Raw genomic sequence first — 19,968 nt, 5'->3', positions numbered from 1 at the left:
GTGACCGACATACAAGACTTCTCGGGCCCGCCAGACCTGTGGGCCCGCCTTCCGGGGAGAACAGGGGACAACGGAATGGGACTGACCGCGAGGATCCGTACGCGGGACGGATGGGCCGTGTCGCACGCGGTCGTCACGGTGACCGACATGACCGGCGCGCAGGTGCTGCGCGCCGAGGCGGACGCCGAGGGCGCCGTCCGGGACACCACGCGGCTGGCGCCGGGGGCGTACACCGTCATCGTCACGGCCGTCGGCTACGCGCCCGCCGCCTCCAGCGCCATCGTCACCGCGAGCGGCCGGGCCGAGGTCGGCACCGTGACGCTGGCCCGCCAGGGCGGCACCGAACTGCCGCCGCCCGGTCCGTGGACCATCGACCCGGCGCACTCCAGCGTGGCCGCGGTCGCCCAGCACCTGGGCATCTCCAGCGTGCACGGCCGCTTCACCGACTTCGCCGGCACGGTCGAGATCGCGCCGGACGACGTCACCAAGTCCCGGGTGGAGGCGGTGATCGAGGCGGCCTCCATCGACACCGGCAACGGCATGCGCGACACCCACCTGCGCTCGGCGGACTTCCTGGACGTCGAACGGTTCCCGCAGATCACCTTCCGGTCCACCGGGGTGGCCCAGGCCGGCACCGACCGCTGGACCGTCCACGGCGAGCTGGGCCTGCACGGCGTCGTCCGCCCGGTCGACCTGGACCTGGCCTACCTCGGCACCGGTGCCGACCCGTGGGGCGGCACCCGGGCGGCGTTCCGCGCGACCACGGAACTGCGGCGCGAGGACTTCGCGATGAACTACAACCAGGTCCTCCAGGCCGGCATCGCCGCCATCGGCACCACGCTCAGGGTCGAGCTGGACATCCAGGCCGTCCAGGGGGAGTCACTGCCGGCCGCGTGAGGCGCCGCCGGACGCCCGGGCCACCAGTTCGTCGCACAGGTCCCGGAGCTTGACGTTCGTGTGCTGCGAGGTCCGGCGCAGCCGTTCCATGGCCCGGTGGGCGTCGATGCGCTCCCGGGCCATGAGGATGCCGACCGCCTGGTCGATGACGCTGCGGGAGAGCAGGGCGGTGCGCACGTCGGCCACCGAGGCCCGCTGCCGCTCGATGCGCAGGGCCTCGTTCACCGCGTCGGCGGCCCGCACCGCGAAGGTGCGGGCCGCTTCGCGTCCGTCGTCCAGCGAGCCGGGTGCGAGGCCGTAGAGGTTGAGCGCGGCGCCCGTCTCGTCCTCGAGGGCCAGCGGCAGCGCCAGCACACAACGCACCCCGGTGGCCAGCGCGTACTCCGTGTAGGCGGGCCAGCGGGTCTCCTCGGCCAGGTCGGGGGAGTACCGGGGGCTGCCGGTCTCGGCGGCGTCCACACAGGGACCCGCACCGTTCTCGTACTGGCGCAGGTCCAGGCCCCTGGGGAGGCCGGAACTGCCGGCCAGGGTCATCAGCCGGTCGGCGCGGCGCACCGTGACCGAGCAGGCGTCGGCGCCGGCCACCTCCCGCACCGCGCGGTCGGTCAGATCGCGCAGCAGGGTGTCGAGCCCCTGACTGCGCGCCAACGCCCGGTCCAGCGTCTCGGGACTCTCGGGGCTCTGTGCGGTCATGCCCCTACGGATATCCCGTCAGCGGCCGTCGACGCCTCGCCGCCCGGGAGCGTCGTTCGCGTCGACGATGCGGCGGGCCAGGTCCCGCAGCTTGATGTTCTCCCGCTGCGAGGCCTTGACCAGGGAATCGAAGGCGCCGGCCGCGTCGATGGCCATGCGCTCCATGAGGATGCCGGTGGCCTGGCCGATCAGGTCCCGGGTGTGCATCGCCTCGGTGAGCTGCTCGCGCACGGTCGCCGAGTCCAGGGCGAGGCCGACGTGCGCGATGAGCAGACGGCCGATGCGGACGGCGTCCTCGTCGAAGGCGCGCGGCTCGCGCGCGTACGCCGTCAGCACGGTCAGGCGGCGCCGGTCGGCACGCAGCCGCAGGGAGAGCGCCGAACGGAGGCCGGGGCCGGGCAGGGCGTTGCCGCCGCCGTCGGCCTCGGTGTCCTCCCTCCGCACCACGGGCGTGGTCCACAGCCGCTCCCAGCCCGGGTGCGGCTCGCGGCCCGGGTTCCGGGTCTCGGCCGAGCGCACGGCCTCGTCGGTCCAGGCGAGCGCGCGGCGCCCGCCGCCGCGCTCGACCTGCGAGATGCCGGCGTGCTCGGCACCGGGTATGAGGTGCACGGCGAGCTCGACGGCGGTGTGCAGGGTGGTGTCGGCGGTGCGCGTCCGGTGCAGTTGCCGGGCCGCCGTGGTCAAGGCCTCGGCCAGCTCGAAACCCACGGGAAAACGCGGCACATCGGTAAATTCGGACGCAGCCACCACGAACCTCTTCGGCATGCACGGCCACGTGGCCGTGCGCAGGAGAGCTCCGCAGCACATTCCCGACTGCGAGCACAGGACAGACAGCACTTTAACTGCTCCGTTGCGCGCCGGTGATGCCCGGCCGACGGAGCGGGCGGGCACCTTTCGCGGTCCGGCCCGGCGTGGTGGAATGGGGCCCGGGTCAGGAAGCGGCCTTGCCGGAAGCCGGACGGACGTCTGTCAGGTGAGTGACGTGACCTTCCTCCCCCAGCCCTGCGAGCCGTGCGATCCGCCCGGCTGCGCCGTACTGCCCCTGCCCCCGGAGATCGACTACTGCAACGCCGAGGGCCTGCTGCCGATGATCATGGCCGCGGTGGACCTTCACCCCGGCGGACTGCGCCTCCTCGTCCTGGACCTGACCGGGACCCACTTCATGGACTCCCAGGGCGTCCGCCTCCTCGACGAGGTGCGCGACCGGCTGCGCGACCGGGTCCGGCTGCGGGTGGTGGCGGCCCCGAGGAGTGCGCCGAGCCGGATCCTGGAACTGACCGGCCTGCGCCGCGACGTGCCGGTCCACGACAACCTCGCGGAGGCGCTGCGGGCCGGTGGCGGGCCTGCGGCCTAGGCTGGCCGCATGGCACCGAACATCGCGACCAACACCCGCGTGTCCCTCGACGAGCTGCTGGACTTCGTACGCCCCCGGCACCGCGCGGTCCTGCTGACCCGGCGGGCCGACGGCAGCCCGCAGGCGTCGCCGCTGACCTGCGGGGTCGACGACTCGGGCCGGATCGTGCTCTCCACCTACCCGGAGCGGGCCAAGACCCGCAACGCCCGGCGGGACGAGCGGGTCAGCCTCGTCGTGCTCAGCGACGAGTGGAACGGCCCCTGGGTCCAGGTCGACGGCACGGCGGAGGTCCTCGACGCGCCCGACTCCGTGGAGCCGCTCGTGGAGTACTACCGCAACATCGCCGGCGAGCACCCCGACTGGGACGAGTACCGGCGGGCCATGGTCGAGCAGGGCAAGTCGCTCATCCGGGTGACGCCTAAGAGGTGGGGGCCGGTGGCGACGGGCGGCTTCCCGGCCCGCCTGGCGAAGGACGACTGAGCGGTCCCCGGCCGCGCTCCGCCATCGCCTCGATGCCCGCGACGAGCAGCTCCGGGGCGAAGTCGAAGTCCCGCTCCAGCATCTCCGCCACGGTGTCGCCGCCGCGGGCCGCCGTGATGTCCCGGGACTCCTCGAGGACGCCCGCGGTGTCCGGCGACTCGGTCACCGCGCTCATGGAGCGCCGGAAGCACTCGTCCGGGCTCGGGCCGGTGTCCGCCGCGCGGCCGAGGAAGCGGCCCTCGATCGTGCCGTAGCCGTAGCCGTAGCCGTAGCCGTAGACGGACCGGAAGACGGCCGAGAGGGCACCGGTCACCCGGTGCGCGGGCAGACCGGTGCGGCGGATGACGCGCCGCACGGCCCGCGAGAAGGCCGGCGCGTCGGGGCCGATGGCGGGGCAGGTGCCGATCAGCTGGGACGTCCGGGGGTGGCGCACCAGCAGCGCGCGGTTCCCCCCGGCCGGCGCGCGCACTTGGTCACGCCAGTCCTCGTCGGCCTCCGGACCGGGCAACCGCAGCTCGCCGAAGACGGCGTCCAGGGCGAGTTCGAGCAGTTCGTCCTTGGTGTCGACGTACCAGTAGACGGACATCGCCGTCACGTTCAGCTCCGCGGCCAGACGGCGCATGGAGAACTTCGGCAGGCCCTCGGCGTCCAGCAGCCGGACCGTGACCTCGGTGATCCGCTCCCGGTCGAGCCCGGACGGCTGTCCGCCGCCCCGCCCGCCGCGGCGGCCCCGGTCACCGAGCCGGACACCGGCCCCCGCCGGCCGGCCTTCGCCATCCGCACCCGCCTCGATCCACCGATCACCGGTCGCCGGTCATGCTGAACGTCCCTGGAAGGGGCGCGGCGAACCACGCGACCGGTCACGACGGACCCGCGCTCGCGCGACGGCGCGAACACCCGGGCTCCTGGCCACCGCTCCTCTCCGCCCGCCGCGAGCGGCGACGGCCTCGCGCCGCACAGCGGCGGGGGCTCCCCCACGGCGTACGGCACCGTGGGGCCCCCGCCGCCCTTCGGGCCCCGCCGCTCAGCTGCCGCCGGCCGGCTGCGTGAGGTCGTAGAAGGTGGCCGAGCCCGCCGTGACCTTCTTGAAGTTGGCCTCGACCCAGGAGGTGATCTGCGAAGAGCTGCCGGAGTCGCCGCCCATGCCGCCGCCCATGCCGCCGCCGGAGACGAAGTAGTGGATCCTGCCGTCCGCCACGTACTCCTTGAACTGGGCCGGCGTGGGCGAGGGGTCGGTGCCGTTGAAGCCGCCGATCGCCATCACCGGTTCGCCGGTGCTGAGCTGGTAGCTCGCGGCGTTCTGCGAGCCGACCGCCGCCGCGGCCCAGGTGTACCGGTCGGCGTCGGTCTCCAGCAGCTTCCTGGCCTCGGCGTCGACCCGGGCCCCGTCGAGCAGGCCGCCCATGCCGCCGCCCTGGCCCCCCGTGCGGCCGCCCTCGCCGGTGGCGCCGTCCTGGCCCCCGGGAGCCGTCCGGCCGTTCTGGCCGCCGCCGGGAGAGCCGTCGCCCGGCTGGTTCCGGCCCGGCGCACCGCCGGGGAAGCCGCCGGCGCCGTCGCCCGGACCGCCCTGGCCCTGCTGTCCCCGCCCCGGTGCGTTTGCGCCGCCCGGGAAGCCGCCGCCCCCGGGGCCGCCGCCCCGGCCGCCACCGCCCGGCCCGCCCATCATGCTCGCGCCGGCCGGCCCGGCCGTGACGATGGACCCGCTGTGCCCTTCCTGAACGGTGCTGAGCGTGTACGCGGTCGGTCCGGCCAGCGCCGTCACGACACCCAGCCCCGCCACCGCGAGCACGGTCCGCCGCCCCAGCCGCCCGACGAAGACGAGTCCGAGCGCGGCGGCCAGGCCGCCGACCAGGACCAGCCACCTCAGCCACGGCAGGTGGTCGGGCGTGCGGTTCAGCAGGACGTACCCCCAGGCGGCGGTCGCCGTGGCGGCGGCGGCGAGCGCCAGGGACGCCCAGACCCGCTCGCGCCGCTCCCACAGGGCCGCGGCGCCCGTGCCGGTCACGGCCGCCAGGTAGGGGGCGAGGGCCACCGTGTAGTACTGGTGGAAGATGCCCGCCATGTAGCTGAAGACGGCCATGGTCGTCAGCAGCGAGCCGCCCCAGACCAGGAGGGACGCGCGGGCCGCGTCGGCACGACCGCCGCGGCGCAGAGCGACCAGCCCCGCCACCAGCAGGATCAGGGCCGCCGGCAGCAGCCAGGAGATCTGGCCGCCGATCTCCGCGTTGAACATCCGGTCCCAGCCGGTCTCGCCCCACTGCCCGCCGGCCCCGCCGCCGGGGCCGCCCCCGCCGCCGACGCTGCCGGTCTCCTCGCCGTTGAGCCGGCCGAGGCCGTTGTAGCCGAAGGTCAGCTCCAGGAAGCTGTTGTTCTGCGAGCCGCCGATGTACGGCCGCGACGACGCGGGCCACAGCTCGACGACCGCGACCCACCAGCCGCCGGAGACGACGATCGCGGCGGTCGCCAGCGCCAGCTGGCCCAGCCGCTTCCTCAGCGGGACCGGGGCGCAGACGCCGTACACCACGGCGAGCGCGGGCAGGATCAGGAAGGCCTGGAGGGTCTTCGCCAGGAACGCGAAGCCGATCGCGGCGCCGGCCCACACCAGCCACTTCGTCCGGCCGTCCTCCAGCGCGCGCACGACGAGGCAGCAGGCGACGGACATCAGCAGCGCCAGCAGCGCGTCCGGGTTGTTGAACCGGAACATCAGCGCGGCGACGGGCGTGAGCGCCAGCACCACGCCGGCGATCAGTCCGGCGGCCGGGCCGAAGCGGCGGCGCACGGCCGCGTACACGACGGCGACCGTCGCGACGCCCATGAGCACCTCGGGGACGAGGATCGACCAGGAGTTCAGTCCGAAGACCCGCACCGCCAGCGCCATCGGCCACAGCGCGGCCGGGGGCTTGTCGACGGTGATGGCGTTGCCGGCGTCGAGCGAGCCGAAGAAGAACGCCTTCCAGGACTGGCTGCCCGCCTGCACGGCCGCCGAGTAGAAGGAGTTGGCGTAGCCGGAGGCGCTCAGGTTGTAGAGGTAGAGCAGCGCGGTGGCCAGCAGCAGGCCGAGGAAGGCCGGGCGCACCCAGCTCGGGTCCTCGGGGCGGCCCCGCCACAGTCTGCGCGGCAGGGCCCGTGCGGGTGACCGGGGAGGCTGTGCCGGGGGCGGGGCGCCGCTGTCGGCGGGACGCGCATCCCCCTCGTGCGTCGTCCGGTCGTGGTGCGTCGTCATCGTCCGTCCCTCGGGTCGGTGTCGGCGGGGCGTACCGGCGCCAGTCGCACGGTGGCGTCGCCCCGGCTGTGTTCCGCGGCGTCACCGGCGCGGAACGAGGTCGTCGGGCAGGGGGGCGTGGCGTACGGGGCCGTCCCGTACGGCCGCGGGAGCGGCCGCGCTCCCGCGGGCGCCGGGGCGGGCGGCGCGTCCGGGAACACCCAGGCCCGGAAGAGCAGGAAGCGCAGCACGGTGGCGGCGAGGTTGGCGGCGATCAGCACGGCCAGCTCCGTGGAGTGGGCCGGGTCGGCGCTCGCCGCGCTCAGGGCGGCGAGCGAACCGCTGGTGAGGACCAGGCCGATGCCGAAGACGACCAGCCCCTGGGCCTGGTGGCGCACCGCGCCGCCCCGGCCGCGCACCCCGAAGGTCAGCCGCCGGTTGGCGGCGGTGTTGGCGACCGCGGAGACCAGCAGGGCGAGCGCGTTGGCGAGCTGGGACCCGGCGAGGACGCGGAAGCCGCTGTAGAGCACCAGGTAGAAGAGGGTGGACAGGACCCCGACGACGCAGAAGCCGACGAGCTGCCGGGCCAGGCCCTGCGGCACGTCCTCGATGTCCCGGTCGCGCGGGTCGTCGCCGAACGGCCGGGCCAGCCGGTCCAGCGGCAGCGAACCGGTGGCCAGGGCCTTGCCGACCCGCCACACGCCCTTGAGGTCGTCGGTGGCCGTCCTCACGATGTGCACGGTGGAGTCCGGGTCGTCGACCCAGTCGACCGGCACCTCGTGGATGCGCAGCCCGGCCCGCTCGGCGAGCACCAGCAGCTCGGTGTCGAAGAACCAGCCGGTGTCCTCGACCAGCGGCAGCAGCACCTGGGCGACGTCCCGGCGGATCGCCTTGAAGCCGCACTGGGCGTCGGAGAACCGGGCCTGGAGGGAACCGCGCAGGATGAGGTTGTAGGTGCGGGAGACGAACTCCCGCTTGGCGCCGCGCACGACCCGGGAGCTGCGGGCGAGCCGGGAGCCGATCGCGAGGTCGGAGTGGCCGGAGATCAGCGGGGCGACCAGCGGAAGCAGCGCGTTCAGGTCGGTGGACAGGTCGACGTCCATGTAGGCGAGGACCGGGGCGTCGGAGGCCGACCAGACGGTGCCGAGGGCCCGGCCCCGGCCCTTCTGCTCCAGCCGGGAGGACCTGACCTCGTCGAGCTCCGCCGCCAGCCGCGCCGCCACGTGCGGCGTGGCGTCCGTGGAGGCGTTGTCCGCGACCGTGATGCGGAACGCGTACGGGAAGGTGCGGGTGAGGTGCTCGTGCAGTCTCAGGACGCACGGCCGCAGGTCCTTCTCCTCGTTGTATACGGGGACCACTACGTCCAGGACAGGCGTACCGGCTCCTGCGGCCGGGAGGTGCTCCCGCGCCGGCAGGGAGCCGGGAGAAGAGTCGGTTCGCATGGGACCGACTCTCCTCAACTCCCCTGTCGCGTCCGTGTGGTGAGGCTGTGCCGAACCTGTGAGTGCGGTCCCGCGCTGTCCCGCACGGACGGCACGGGCGGAGCGGGCGGGACGGACGGGACGGACGGGACGGGCGGAGCGGGCGGGACGGACGGGACGGGCTGCGCGGTGAGCGCGGGCAGCGCGGGCAGCGCGGGCAGCGCGGGCAGGTGCACGGTGAAGACCGTCCGTCCCGGCACGCTGTCGACGGTCACACCGCCGCCGTGCGCGGTCGTCACGGCCTGCACGATGGCGAGCCCGAGACCCGTCGAGCCGGTCGCCCGGGACCGCGCGGAGTCACCGCGCGCGAAGCGTTCGAAGACGTGCGGCAGCAGCGCGGGCGGGATACCCGGCCCGTCGTCCTCGACGTCCACGCACAGCCAGGACCCGCGGTGCCGCACCCGTGCGGTGACGGTCGTGCCGGGCGGGGTGTGGGTGCGGGCGTTGGCCAGCAGGTTGACCAGCACCTGCTGGAGCCGGGCGGCGTCCGCCGGCACCGGCGCCGGCTCGTCGGGCAGGTCGAGCCGCCAGACGTGGTCGAGGCCGGCCGCGCGGGCGTCGCTGACGGTGTCCACGACGAGCGGGACGAGGTCGGTCCGCTCGAACCGCAACGGCCGTCCGGCGTCCAGGCGGGCGAGCAGCAGCAGGTCCTCGACCAGCAGGGTCATGCGCCCCGCCTCGGACTCGATGCGGCCCAGCGCGTGCCGGGTGTCGGGACCGACCTGTTCGCGTCCCCGGCGGGTGAGTTCGGCGTATCCGCGGATGGAGGCGAGCGGCGTGCGCAGTTCGTGGCTGGCGTCCGCGACGAACCGCCGTACCCGCGTCTCGCTCTCCTGCCGTGCGTGCAGGGCCCCGTGCACGTGGTCCAGCATCCGGTTGAGCGCGGCGCCGACCCGGCCGACCTCGGTGTGCGGGTCGCACTCGGACTCCGGGACGCGTTCGTCGAGGTTCACCTCGCCCGCGTGCAGCGGCAGTTCGGAGACGCGGGTGGCGGTGGCGGCGACCCTGCGCAGGGGCCGGGTGGCGACGCCGACGATGACGGTGCCCGCGAGGGACGCGGCGACGAGACCGGCGGCGGTGACGCTGGCCTCCACGAGGACCAGGGTGCTGATGGTGCCGGTGACGTCGGAGGTCGGGAGGGCGGCGTAGTAGCCGTCGCGGTACTCCACGCGGTAGTCGCCGAGACCGGGGATCCCGACGCCGTGCGCGTCGCCGTCCCGGGGCACGGAGGCCAGCGCGGCCCGCTGCGCCTCGCTGAGGGAGACCGCCGTCGTCCGGCTGAGGTCGGTGCTCTCGTCGTCCTTCCTGCCGTACTTGGCGTCGACGACGGCACCGCCCCGCACCTCGGCGACGATCGTGCCCCGCGGCTGCGGCCCCCCGTGCGTGACGAACGCGTCGAGGTCCATCCGCTGCGGGCCCACGACGCCGGCCTCGGGGTCCTTGGGCGGCCCGAATCCGGACACCCGTGCCACGACCTCGCGCACCTGCCCGTCCAGTTGCTCGTACAGGTGCGACCGCAGCGCCACCGTCGTCACCGTGCCGATCACCGCGCACACCACCGCGATCAACGCCACCGACGCGACGACGAGCCGCGTCCGCAGGGTCCGCGGCCGCGGCCGTCGCCGTCGGCTCATGACACGGCGGGCTTGATCAGGTAGCCGGCGCCGCGCCGGGTGTGGATCATCGGCTCGCGCCCGGCGTCGATCTTCCGGCGCAGGTAGGAGATGTACAGCTCGACCACGTTGGCCTGCCCGCCGAAGTCGTAGGACCAGACCCGGTCCAGGATCTGCGCCTTGCTGAGCACGCGCCGCGGATTGCGCATCAGGAAGCGCAGCAGTTCGAACTCGGTGGCGGTGAGGTGGATGCCGTCGCCGCCGCGGGTGACCTCGTGGCTGTCCTCGTCGAGGATGAGGTCGCCGACGACGAGGACGGAGTCGGAGCGCCGGTCGGCGGCGCCCGAGCGGCGGATCAGGCCGCGCAGCCGGGCGACGACCTCCTCCAGGCTGAACGGCTTGGTCACGTAGTCGTCCCCGCCCGCGGTCAGCCCGGCGATACGGTCCTCGACCGCGTCCTTGGCGGTCAGGAAGAGCACCGGCACGTCCGGCAGGTCGCGGCGCAGCCGCCCCAGCACGCTCAGCCCGTCCATGTCGGGCAGCATCATGTCCAGGACGACGGCGTCGGGACGGAACTCGCGCGCCGCCTGGACGGCGCCGTGTCCGTCACCGGCGCTGCGGATCTGCCAGCCCTCGTAGCGCAGGGCCATGGACAGCAGTTCGGTGATGGACACCTCGTCGTCCACCACAAGCACCCGGACGGGGCTCCCGTCCGGCCTCAGCAGTTCGGTGCGCCCCTGGGGCGAGGTCGTGGTCATACCGGACACGATGTCGGGGCGCTCTGAGAACACCCTTTCCCCGGGCTGTGATTTCTCTGAGAAACCCACAGGGACCTCTCAGGAACCCCTCGGGCACGCCGCAGGCCGGCGACCGGACGGCGACCGGCCTGCCGCCTGCCGTCCCCGGGCCGGCCCCGGGCCGGCCCCGCGTCAGCCCTCGGCCGGCCCGAACAGCCGGGCCGCGTTGTCGTGGCACACGCCCCGCAGCCACGCGTCCCCCAGCTCCAGCCGCTCCAGCGCGCGCAGCTGGTGCAGGTAGGGATACGGGATGTTGGGGAAGTCCGACCCGAGCAGGACGCGGTCGCCGAGGTCCGCCAGCCGGGGCAGGGCCCGCCGGGGGAAGGGGGCCAGACGCTCGCTGAAGTCGGTGAACGCCATGGTCGTGTCCAGCCGCACCTCCCCGTACCGCTCGGCGAGGTCCAGGAAGTCCTCGTACTCGGGCATGCCCATGTGCGCGACGACCAGCCGCAGCCGGGGGTGCCTCGCCAGCACCCGCGCGATCGGCCCGGGCCCGGTGTGCTTGCCCGGCGCGGGCCCGGAACCGCAGTGGATCACCACCGGGACCCCCGCGTCGGCGAGCAGCCCCCAGGCCCCGTCGAGCAGCTCGTCGGCCGGATCGTACGCGCCCACCTGCACGTGCGCCTTGAAGACCCGCGCCCCCGCCTCGACGGCCCGGCCGGCGTACGCCTCGACGCCGGGCTCCGGGAAGAGGGTGGAGGTGTGCAGGCAGTCGGGTGTCCGGCGGGCGAAGTCCGCCGCCCAGTCGTTCAGCCACTGCGCCATGCCCGGTTTGTGCGGGTACAGCATGGCGGTGAAGGCCCGCACGCCGAACTCCCGGAGCAGTGCCGTCCGCTCCTCTTCCTCCCGCCGGTAGGTGATCGGCCACTCCACCCCGCCGGTCAGCGGACCGAGCGCGTCGAAGTACCCCCAGACCTTGCGCAGCACCCGCTCGGGCATGAAGTGCGTGTGCACGTCGACGAGGCCGGGCAGCCCCAGCCCCTCCCAGAAGCCGCGGACGTGCCGGGCCTCCTCGGGACCGGCCCCCGGTGCGATGCGGTGATCACTCATGCGGCCCACGATCTCCCCGGGAGCCGGGCGGGGTCCACCTCCCGGCCGAAGAGGGCACCGGATCAGAAAAGCCCGTCCTGAACGCCGGCGGCCCCCTCGAACCCCCGCACGGGAACGCCGCACCGGTCCCCCTCGGCGGCCACCAGCTCCCACCCCGTCATCAGCCGCGTGTCGAGCACGACGACCCCCCGCTCCGTCGCCAGGTGCAGGTCCGGCCCGGCGACCGCCACCAGCTCGCCCCCGACCGCGCCTCCCGCCACCAGCTCGACCACCTCCCCCACGGCTCCCGGCCCCCGGCCCCCCTCCGCGAGCCCGAACGCCCGCACGTGATCGACGCCCTGGAACGGCTCCGGCGTCAGCGACTCCGGCCAACCCCCGAGCGCCACCGCCCGTCCGTGCAGTTCGGCGATCTCCGCCGCCCGCTCCTCCTCCGTCGCCGGCAACATGGCCCGCACCGCCCGCTTCCGGGCGTACGGGATGCGGTCGGGCACCCGCAGCGCGGCCCGCAGCAGCTCCTCGGTCCGCCGTGCGGCCATCAACGGACCGGTCCCCAGCCAGCTGAAACACACGGCCCCCTGCTCCAGCAGCCGAGCCGACCCCCTCTCCACCCCGGTGATCCCCACCTTGACGAGCCCCGGCCCGAACCACGCCAGGTACACCCGGTACGGCCGCGGATCGTCGGCGATCGTGTCCGCGGCCACCGAGTGCGCCCGGTCCAGCCGCGCGCACTCCTCGCACCGCGCCCCCGTGCTCCGCCCCGGCACGGCCACCCCGGCCGGACACGCGTGCCCCCGCGCCCCGGCACACGTCCGCACACTGCCTGCCGCGACCCCGAAGGACACCCGCCGCCCCCGGGTCAGCGCACTGCGCCGCCCACCGACCCACGTCAGCACAGGACCGCCCGCCACCCACCGCAGCCCCGCGCACTTCCACGCCTGTGCCATCACCCCGAGCGTACGAGCCGGCACCGACAACACAGGGCGCGTGACATGAGTCACAGAAAAATACGGCCGTCCGGAACAACCGCCCCCGTCCGTCCATTTTATCCCGGCGAATACCTGCCACCGAGAAAGGAGAATCAGGAAAAGAGAAGCCCGTATTTTACGTTCCCTATAAACTCGTCGGCATTCTGGCCATGCTGCGCGATTCGCAGCGGCCATTACTTTCCCTCTTTCACCAGGCCAGCAGGAAAGGTCCTCAGTGAAGCTTCGCCGTTCCCTCGCCGTGGCCGCCGCCGTCGCGGTGGCCGCGCCCGTCGCGCTCTTCGCCGCCACGCCGGCACTCGCCGCCGGAACGCCCATGGCGCAGACGCAGAACCAGCCGACCTACGCGGAGTTGGTGAAGGCCGCCACCGACACGAAGAAGGCGTACGAAGAGGCCGTCACCGCCGCAGAGGAGGGTCGGAAGGAGCTCGAGGCCACCCTGGCCGCCCTGTATTCCGACACCCACCCGCTCAAGGCGGCCACGATCACCGCGAACAAGGCGGCCAAGGACGCGGCGGACGCCAAAACCGCCGCCGAGCAGGCCGTCGCGGACGCCGAGGCCGCACTCGGAGCGGCCGAGAACGACACCGAAAAGGCCGAGGCGCAGAAAGCCCTCGAAACCGCCGAGGCCGATCTGACGAAGGCCGTCGAGGCCCAGCAGAAGGCCGACGCGGCGGCCGAGGCGGCCCAGACCGCGCTGGACGACGCCAGGGTGGCGGCCGTCCGCGAGTACAGCGTCCTCCAGGACACCCGCGACAAGGCCCTCAAGGCCAAGGAAGCCGCCGCGGCGGCGCTCGCCACCGCCAAGGAGTGCGTCCGCGAGAAGGGGCTGACCTCGCTCGCGGTGGGACTGCCGTCCAAGGTCGTCGCCGGCAGCACCGTCGACTTCACCCTCCGCGTGACCAACGGCACCGCGCGCACGCTGACGGTGGACCCCCTGGCCTTCATCCACCTGGAGAGCGAACAGAAGGAGGGGAAGAACCCATTGGAGGTGGAGTGGTCCAACGGTTCGGACTGGCAGCCCCTTTCCGACGACGGGCCGGTGCACATCGCGCGCGTGGACGTCATGAAGCCGGGCGAGCAGAGCGACGTGAAGCTGCGGATGAAGGTCGACTCCCAGGCCCAGGCCGCCGACGCCTTCGCCCTGTTCGCGAGTGACGCCTCCGACGCGTACAACCCCTGCGTCCTGGGTCCGATGAAGCGCTACGACTTCGCGCTCCTGCCCGCGGGCAGCGAGCCCGGCACGGTCGACGAGGCCCAGCCCGGCAGCCCCGGGGAGAACGACGACAAGCGTCCGGACACCGCGAAGCCCGGCACGGACCCGGGCACGGGCACGGGTACGGGTACGGGCACCTCGACTCAGGGCGGCACGTCCGAGCAGGCGGTGGTCACGGGCACGAGCACGAGCACGAGCACGAGCACGAGCACGGGCGGCAGCCTCGCCGCGACCGGAGCGTCCTCCACGACGACGCTCGCCCTCACAAGCGCCCTCACCGCCGCCCTCGGCGCCGGCACGGTCTTCGCCGTACGCCGCCGCAGGGCCGCGGACACCATCTGATCCCCGAACAGTGAAGGGTCCGGGTCCTGGGAAATCTCCCGCAGGACCCGGACCCGACCCCGGCAGCACCGCCGGGGAACGCCGAAGGCCCCGGATCGCTCCGGGGCCTTCGCTCTGTGTGCACTCGGCAGGATTCGAACCTGCAACCTTCTGATCCGTAGTCAGATGCTCTATCCGTTAAGCTACGAGTGCTTGTCTTTTCTGTTTTCCCGCCGCTCCCGGTCCTTTCGGCCCGCTCGCGGCGACAGGAAGAACATTACATGACTGCCGCCGTCATGTGAAATCCGATAGCCGCACCCCTTCTGACCTGCGGAAACGCCATCACAGGCGCAGCGGGGCAGCAGCAGGGAGGCGGCGGGACCGCAGCAGGAAGGCAACAGGAAGACAGCAGGAACCGGACGACGACGAAGCCCCGGCCGCAAGGGCCGGGGCTTCGTCGGTCATGTGCGGAGGCGGAGGGATTTGAACCCTCGATGGGCTTTAAGACCCAAACCGCATTAGCAGTGCGGCGCCATAGACCGGACTAGGCGACGCCTCCAGACAACATCACCCCTCACGTGCGAGCGCGAGTGGCGCGTGCCGATGATGACACAGTCGAGCGCGCTGTCACCAATCGACCCCCACGGTACTAGGCAGGCGGGCCGCAGGGCAAAGCCCTTACGGCGCGGCCGCGCAACGTCCGGCCCGGTGGGGCGTTGGTCAGGTCATGCTGCCGATCACCCGTCTCACCGCCGCCCGCCTTCTCGGCGCGGCCGCCGTGTCCGTCGCCGCCCTCGTCCCCCTGGCCGCCGTGCCCGCGGCCGCGTACGCCGACACCGTCCCCCGCGCCGGTACGGGCGCGGGCACGCTGATGCCGCCGCCGGTCCGCGACGAGGACCGGGCCGGTGATCACCTGACGGTCACCGTCCGGGACGCCGGCGCGGGGGCGGACGGGACGTACGAGCTGTACTGCCACCCCGACGGCGGCAGCCATCCCGATCCGGCCGGCGCCTGTGCCGTGCTCGACCGGGGCACGCGCTGGGGGCAGGACACCTTCGCGCCGGCCGCGGAGGGCGGCGTCTGCACCCTGCAGTACGGCGGGCCGGCCACCGCGCACGTCACCGGCGTCTGGGCCGGCCGTCCCGTCGACGCCCGCTTCGACCGGAGCAACGGCTGCCAGGTCTCCCGCTGGAACCGCATGGTGCCGTTGCTGCCCGATCTGCGGGCGCCCGAGGGGGCGTAGCCGGTCCGGCACCCGGCCGGAGCCTCCGGTTCCGGGCCGGGCCCGGACACCGGCACCGGCCGGGGCGGCCCTCGGTCACACGTTCTGCGTCACTTCCTCGTGCGACCTCCCTCCCATCCCGCGCCCCCGACCGGCCCCCAGCGCTTAGACTCCCTCGCGTGACACGTTGCGGGCCGGTTGGCAAGATGGCCCGGGCGGTCGGCAAGTGCGGTAACAGGAGGGAAGCGTCTCGTGAGCAGCAGGCCATCCCGAGGCGCTGCTCGCCTCGCAGCCATACTGGACGCCCTGCCCGACGCGTTGGTCCTGGTCAACGCCAACGGCACCGTCGTCAACGCGAACTCCATCGCGCTGGAGGCCTTCGAGGCGCCGGGCACCGCGCTGGTCGGACGCGGCCTGCTGGACCTGCTGCCGCAGTTCGACTCGCGGCTCATCCCCGGGTCCATGCGGCGGCCGGACCACATCGACCCGCGGGCGCGGACCAAGCCGACGCGGATGGTCGCCCGGCGCACGGACGGCACCGAGTTCCCCGTCGAGGTCGCCAGCGCCAACCTGGAGAACGGGCAGCAGGCCTACGACGGCTACGGCTACACCGGCGACGAGCTGCTGATGCTCGTCGTCCGCGACCTGACCGGCACCGTCGACACCGAGGCCGAGCTGGCGCGTTCGCAGCGGCAGACCGAGATGATCCTGCGGGCCGCCTCCGAGGGCGTCGTGGGCACGGACACCGACGGGCGCATCGTCCTCGTCAATCCGGCCGCCGCCCAGATCCTGGGCTACCGCGCCAGCGACCTCGGCGGCCGTGAGCTGCACACCCTCGTCCTGCACTCGCGCGCCGACGGCTCCCCCTTCCCGTACGACGAGTCCCCGCTCGCCGACACCCTGCGCTCCGGTCGCAAGCACCGGGTGCGCGGGCAGGTGCTGTACTCCAAGAGCGGCGACAAGCTGCCGGTCGACCTGACGACCGCGCCCGTGCGCGACGGCGACCAGCTCGTCGGCGCCGTGATGACCTTCACCGACCGGCGGCCGTACGACGCCCTCGTCAAGGAGCACGAGGAGGCGGAGAAGCGGCACGCCGAGGAGCTGGAGCGGCTCTCCGAGGAGCACGCCTCCGAGCTGACCGCGCTGCGCCAGCAGCACGTGACCGAGCTGGAGGAACTGCGCGAGAAGCACGCGGAGGAACTCGCCGCGAACGAGGACCGCTACGCCGCGCTCGGTGAGCGGGAGAAGGACCGGTACGAGGCGCTCGCCGCCCGGCACGAGCAGCTGCTCACCCTCCTCGGGACCTCCCTGCGCGGCCCGTTGGAGGAGCTGCGCCAGGAGCTGGCCGCGCTGGCCTCCGACGACGCCGGGCAGCTGTGGCCCGAGGCCAATCAGGTGCTGCACCACCTGTCGGCCGGGTACACGCGGATCACCACCCTCATCGACAACGTCCTCGGCTACCAGCGCCTCGACGTCGGGAGCGAGAAGGTCTCCCGTACGAAGGTGATGCTGGACGCCGTCGTCGCCGCCGGTGTCGACGGGGCCGTCGAGCTGGTCGGCCCGGGACGGGTGCAGTTCGCCGTGCACGCGCCGCCCATCGAGGCCGAGGTCGACCCCCGGCTGCTGGCCACCGCGCTGGCGCACCTCGTCGCGGACGTCGCGGGCGTCGACGCGACCGGCAACACACCGGTGTCGACGGGCGGTTACCTGGACAACACCGTCGTCGTGGCGGCGGCGCAGCGCGGCGAGGTCGTACGGATCGAGGTGCGCGGACCGTACGCCGGGGGAGACCCGGTGCACGAGCCGATCGTGCGCGGGATCGTCCGGGCGCACGGCGGCGTGCTGCAGACGCACGAGGTGCCGGGCATGAGCGGCAGCGCGTACGTCCTGGAGGTGCCGATCGGGGGTGGGGCGGGAGCCGTCGCGGCCGAGGACCCGGCCGCCGACGCGGAGGAGACCCAGGAGGAGCCGGCCGCTCAGGATCCCGCCGACGGCGGGCGGCGACGGGCCCGGCGGCCGTCCGTCGACTCCTTCCTGGAGAGCGACGCCGAGGACCCGTCCGCCGAGGACGCCGACGGCACCGCCGGCCCCGAGGCGGAGGGCGGCACGCCGACCGGGCGGCGCAGGCGGCGTGCGGCCCAGGAGCCGGCACCGGCCGCCCTCCCCCTGCCGGCACAGGCGTCGTCGGCCGAGGGGTCCGGCGGTACCGGGCGCCGGCGGGGGCGGCCCGCGGAGGACGCGGACGACGCCCGGCCCGGGCCGGCGTCCGCCGGCGTCTCCGAGGGCGCCGTCGTCATGGCCGCCGAGCACACCGGGGACGCGGCGGCCTCCAACACCGGCCTGGGCGGAACCGTGCCGCCGCAGGGCGTGCCCGGCTCCCCGCAGGCCCTGCCCGCACCCACCGGGCGGCGTGCCCGGCGGGCCGGGGAGGAGCAGTACGCGCTGCCCGCGGCGCTGCCCGCGCAGGCCGGCGAGTCGGACCCGGACGACGCGTCGAGGCCGACCGGGCGCCGGCGGCGTGCCCTGGCCTCCGCGAACGAGCGCGCCGCCGCGCAGGAGGCGGCACCGCGTCAGGTGTTCGCCCTGCCGCCCGCCGAGGCCGACCGGCCGTCCGGCGGTGTGCCGGAGGCGAGCGGCGCGGCGGACGGTGCGGCCGAGGCGGCAGGCCCCGTGGGGGACGTGGCCGCGGGGCAGGCCCCGGTGCCCGGCCCGGCTGCTTCCGGCGACGCCCTGATCGACGACGGCCGGCACGACGCCGTGCCGCACGACCAGGCCGACGACCACACTCCGCCGCAGCCGCACCCGGCCGAGGCGCCGACGGGGCGCCGTCGCCGGGCCGTCAGCGCCCCGTCGGCACAGGCGGCACAGGCCGCGCGGACGGCGCAGGCCCACGGCATTCCCGCCCAGGGCGGCCCGGTGCAGGGAGCGCCCGTGCCCCGGCGGAGTGCCGTCGTCCCCCCGCAGGGCGGCGCCGCCGGTCAGGGCGTGCCCGCACCGCAGGAGACCGCGCAGCGGCCCACCGCGCCCACCGGACCGGCGCGGCCCGCCGGACCCGTCCAGCCCCAAGGGCCCGACCAGCCGGCCGGACCCGCGCAGCCCGTGGACCCCGTCCCGTCCACCGTGCCCGCGGCGGGCACCGAGCCCTCCGCCCCCGCGCCCGCCGCACCGGAGGCCGTCGGTCCCCCCGTCGGCACGCAGGCCCCGGCCGCCCCGGCCCCGGCCCCGCAGCCGTGGCCCGCCGCCGCCGAGACCCCGGGCGCGGGAACCCCCGTGCCGCCCGGAGACATGGACGGCGCGACGCCCTCGACCGCCCCGGACACCACCGGCGCGCCCGCCCCGGCGGCCCCCACGGCCCCGGCGGCCCCGCGGGGCCTGCCCGCCGTCACGCCGAGCCGGGGCACCCCGCTGCCGCCGGAGAACACGCCGCGCGTGGCCCAGCCCCTGCCTGCGGAAGCCTCCGCTCCGGTCGATCCGGACTCCACCCAGGGCCGGGCGATCAGCGTGCGCACGCTCGGACAGGGCGTGCCGTTCAACCGGCAGGCGTTCCAGGTGCAGCAGTCGTCGCCCACGCCGCCGCCGCACCAGCCGGGCGGTTCCGGCCGGCGCCGCAAGCTGGGCACCCCGCCCGACCCGGCGGCCACGGCGCGCCCGGAACAGCCGCCCTTGCCCGCACAGTCCAAGGCCCCGTCCTCCCCGGGGCAGGAGCAGCCGTCCCCGGGCGGCGGCCAGCCCCGGCTCGCGCCGACGACCGAGGGCGCGGGACGGTCGTACGCCATAGGGGCGCCGGACCGGAACGCCGCCGAGGGACCCGAACCGCTGGACGGGCCCGGCGGAGCCGTGGAGGTGGCGGACCCGCCGCGTCCGCAGCCCATGGACGACGAGCTGCCCCCGGAGCCGCTGGACAACCCGCGCCGGCTGCTGGTGTGGCCCGCGCCGGACGTCTCCACGCAGCAGGCGCTCAGCGACCGCGGCTACCGGCCGGTGATCGTGCACTCGCGCGAGGAGGTGGACGCGCAGATGGCGGCGTTCCCCGCCGCGCTGTTCGTGGACCCGCTGACCGGACCGATCACGCGTACGGCGCTCCAGTCGCTGCGGCAGGCGGCCGTCGCGGCCGAGGTGCCGGTGCTGGTCACGGCCGGGCTGGGGCAGGCCTCGCGCGACGCCGCCTACGGCGCCGACCCCGCCGTGCTGCTGAAGGCGCTCGCGCCCCGGGACAGCGAGCAGCACCCGCCGCGCGTCCTGCTGATCGAGGAGCACGCGGAGATCGCGCTGGCGCTGACCTCGGCGCTGGAGCGACGGGGGATGCAGGTGGCGCGGGCGGCGAGCGACGCCGACGCGGTGACGCTGGCGGGCCAGTTCCGGCCGAACCTGGTCGTGATGGACCTGATGCGGGTCCACCGGCGCCAGGAGGGATTCGCCGGGATCGTCGACTGGCTGCGTGCGAACGGCCGGCTCAACCGCACCCCGCTCGTCGTCTACACCGCCGCCGTCGACCAGGCCGACCTGCCGCGGCTGGCGTCCGGCGAGACCGTGCTGTTCCTGGCGGAGCGGTCCACCAGCGGTGAGGTGCAGTCCCGGATCGTCGAGCTGCTCGCGCGGATCGGGACCAACTGACGCCGTCGGCCCGGCCCCGCGAGCGGTGGGCGCGGAGGCCGGGCG

At 74.7% G+C, this 19,968-nt stretch carries 15 protein-coding genes and 2 tRNA genes; 6 read left to right on the top strand and 11 right to left on the bottom strand.

The features are described 5' to 3' along the window. The first annotated feature begins 75 nt into the window (after positions 1-75). On the top strand, positions 76-897 hold the full coding sequence (locus tag ACZ4V6_RS09020) for a YceI family protein (protein ID WP_467824164.1): 822 nt from the start codon (positions 76-78) through the stop codon (positions 895-897). On the opposite strand, the gene ACZ4V6_RS09015 is transcribed toward ACZ4V6_RS09020, so the two are convergent. Together ACZ4V6_RS09015 and ACZ4V6_RS09010 are read right to left on the bottom strand one after the other, a co-directional pair. Continuing rightward, the gene (locus ACZ4V6_RS09015) at positions 880-1,590 is read right to left on the bottom strand and encodes a GAF and ANTAR domain-containing protein (protein ID WP_467824161.1); all 711 of its coding nucleotides are present in this window, start codon (positions 1,588-1,590) and stop codon (positions 880-882) included. The two genes, ACZ4V6_RS09020 and ACZ4V6_RS09015, sit on opposite strands and share 18 nt — an antisense overlap. A gap of 18 nt (positions 1,591-1,608) precedes the next feature. Beyond that, positions 1,609-2,355 carry an ANTAR domain-containing protein gene (locus ACZ4V6_RS09010; RefSeq protein WP_467824159.1) on the bottom strand — a complete coding sequence of 249 codons (747 nt, stop codon included), beginning with the start codon at positions 2,353-2,355 and terminating at the stop codon, positions 1,609-1,611. A 217-nt stretch (positions 2,356-2,572) separates the two neighbouring features. Between ACZ4V6_RS09010 and ACZ4V6_RS09005 the strand changes: the two genes are divergently transcribed. Continuing rightward, on the top strand, positions 2,573-2,944 hold the full coding sequence (locus tag ACZ4V6_RS09005) for an STAS domain-containing protein (protein WP_467824157.1): 372 nt from the start codon (positions 2,573-2,575) through the stop codon (positions 2,942-2,944). 9 nt (positions 2,945-2,953) lie between these two features. Next, the gene (locus tag ACZ4V6_RS09000; protein ID WP_467824155.1) at positions 2,954-3,424 is read left to right on the top strand and encodes a PPOX class F420-dependent oxidoreductase; all 471 of its coding nucleotides are present in this window, start codon (positions 2,954-2,956) and stop codon (positions 3,422-3,424) included. Here ACZ4V6_RS09000 and ACZ4V6_RS08995 read toward each other — a convergent pair. The 7 genes from ACZ4V6_RS08995 to ACZ4V6_RS08965 form a co-directional block, all read right to left on the bottom strand. After that, a complete protein-coding gene (locus ACZ4V6_RS08995) occupies positions 3,363-4,217 on the bottom strand; it encodes a TetR/AcrR family transcriptional regulator (RefSeq protein WP_467824352.1) in 855 nt (284 codons plus the stop codon). The genes ACZ4V6_RS09000 and ACZ4V6_RS08995 overlap by 62 nt on opposite strands. Positions 4,218-4,448: 231 nt before the next feature. After that, complete coding sequence (locus ACZ4V6_RS08990; RefSeq protein ID WP_467824152.1) at positions 4,449-6,647, bottom strand: glycosyltransferase family 39 protein; 2,199 nt, start codon at positions 6,645-6,647, stop codon at positions 4,449-4,451. Further along, positions 6,644-8,068 carry a bifunctional glycosyltransferase family 2/GtrA family protein gene (locus ACZ4V6_RS08985; protein ID WP_467824150.1) on the bottom strand — a complete coding sequence of 475 codons (1,425 nt, stop codon included), beginning with the start codon at positions 8,066-8,068 and terminating at the stop codon, positions 6,644-6,646. Before ACZ4V6_RS08985 ends, ACZ4V6_RS08990 begins: the two co-directional genes overlap by 4 nt. 14 nt (positions 8,069-8,082) lie before the next feature. After that, a complete protein-coding gene (locus tag ACZ4V6_RS08980) occupies positions 8,083-9,741 on the bottom strand; it encodes a sensor histidine kinase (protein ID WP_467824149.1) in 1,659 nt (552 codons plus the stop codon). Continuing rightward, positions 9,738-10,478, bottom strand: coding sequence for a response regulator transcription factor (locus tag ACZ4V6_RS08975; RefSeq protein WP_467824148.1), 741 nt, complete (start codon positions 10,476-10,478; stop codon positions 9,738-9,740). The genes ACZ4V6_RS08980 and ACZ4V6_RS08975 overlap by 4 nt, the downstream gene beginning before the upstream one ends. Positions 10,479-10,649: 171 nt before the next feature. Continuing rightward, positions 10,650-11,567, bottom strand: coding sequence for an amidohydrolase family protein (locus ACZ4V6_RS08970; RefSeq protein WP_467824146.1), 918 nt, complete (start codon positions 11,565-11,567; stop codon positions 10,650-10,652). Between the two features lie 62 nt (positions 11,568-11,629). Beyond that, a complete protein-coding gene (locus tag ACZ4V6_RS08965) occupies positions 11,630-12,511 on the bottom strand; it encodes a DUF2797 domain-containing protein (protein ID WP_467824144.1) in 882 nt (293 codons plus the stop codon). Between the two features lie 256 nt (positions 12,512-12,767). On the opposite strand from ACZ4V6_RS08965, the gene ACZ4V6_RS08960 reads away from it, so the two are divergent. Continuing rightward, entirely contained in the window at positions 12,768-14,108 is a 1,341-nt protein-coding gene (locus tag ACZ4V6_RS08960; RefSeq protein WP_467824143.1) for a hypothetical protein, read from the top strand. 119 nt (positions 14,109-14,227) lie between these two features. Here the strand turns inward: ACZ4V6_RS08960 and ACZ4V6_RS08955 are convergent. After that, positions 14,228-14,300 (bottom strand) — tRNA-Arg (locus ACZ4V6_RS08955). A gap of 255 nt (positions 14,301-14,555) precedes the next feature. Beyond that, a tRNA-Ser gene (locus ACZ4V6_RS08950) sits at positions 14,556-14,646 on the bottom strand. Positions 14,647-14,814: 168 nt separating this feature from the next. Between ACZ4V6_RS08950 and ACZ4V6_RS08945 the strand changes: the two genes are divergently transcribed. Next, on the top strand, positions 14,815-15,330 hold the full coding sequence (locus ACZ4V6_RS08945; RefSeq protein WP_467824141.1) for an SSI family serine proteinase inhibitor: 516 nt from the start codon (positions 14,815-14,817) through the stop codon (positions 15,328-15,330). A 231-nt stretch (positions 15,331-15,561) separates the two neighbouring features. After that, entirely contained in the window at positions 15,562-19,923 is a 4,362-nt protein-coding gene (locus ACZ4V6_RS08940) for a hybrid sensor histidine kinase/response regulator (RefSeq protein ID WP_467824139.1), read from the top strand. Positions 19,924-19,968: the final 45 nt, after the last annotated feature.

It is taken from the genome of Streptomyces sp. NPDC029152 (assembly GCF_055564355.1).
Note: the sequence above shows the minus strand (reverse complement) of the source record. Positions and strands in the feature narration are given on the sequence as shown.

What these genes read in the sequence shown, in the direction of transcription:
- ACZ4V6_RS09000 (WP_467824155.1), top strand. Translation starts at nt 2,954, where the DNA reads ATGGCACCGAACATCGCGACCAACACCCGCGTGTCCCTCGACGAGCTG.
- ACZ4V6_RS08965 (WP_467824144.1), bottom strand. Translation starts at nt 12,511, where the DNA reads ATGGCACAGGCGTGGAAGTGCGCGGGGCTGCGGTGGGTGGCGGGCGGT.
- ACZ4V6_RS09020 (WP_467824164.1), top strand. Translation starts at nt 76, where the DNA reads ATGGGACTGACCGCGAGGATCCGTACGCGGGACGGATGGGCCGTGTCG.
- ACZ4V6_RS08990 (WP_467824152.1), bottom strand. Translation starts at nt 6,647, where the DNA reads ATGACGACGCACCACGACCGGACGACGCACGAGGGGGATGCGCGTCCC.
- ACZ4V6_RS08975 (WP_467824148.1), bottom strand. Translation starts at nt 10,478, where the DNA reads ATGACCACGACCTCGCCCCAGGGGCGCACCGAACTGCTGAGGCCGGAC.
- ACZ4V6_RS09010 (WP_467824159.1), bottom strand. Translation starts at nt 2,355, where the DNA reads ATGCCGAAGAGGTTCGTGGTGGCTGCGTCCGAATTTACCGATGTGCCG.
- ACZ4V6_RS08945 (WP_467824141.1), top strand. Translation starts at nt 14,815, where the DNA reads ATGCTGCCGATCACCCGTCTCACCGCCGCCCGCCTTCTCGGCGCGGCC.
- ACZ4V6_RS08985 (WP_467824150.1), bottom strand. Translation starts at nt 8,068, where the DNA reads ATGCGAACCGACTCTTCTCCCGGCTCCCTGCCGGCGCGGGAGCACCTC.
- ACZ4V6_RS08980 (WP_467824149.1), bottom strand. Translation starts at nt 9,741, where the DNA reads ATGAGCCGACGGCGACGGCCGCGGCCGCGGACCCTGCGGACGCGGCTC.
- ACZ4V6_RS08970 (WP_467824146.1), bottom strand. Translation starts at nt 11,567, where the DNA reads ATGAGTGATCACCGCATCGCACCGGGGGCCGGTCCCGAGGAGGCCCGG.
- ACZ4V6_RS09015 (WP_467824161.1), bottom strand. Translation starts at nt 1,590, where the DNA reads ATGACCGCACAGAGCCCCGAGAGTCCCGAGACGCTGGACCGGGCGTTG.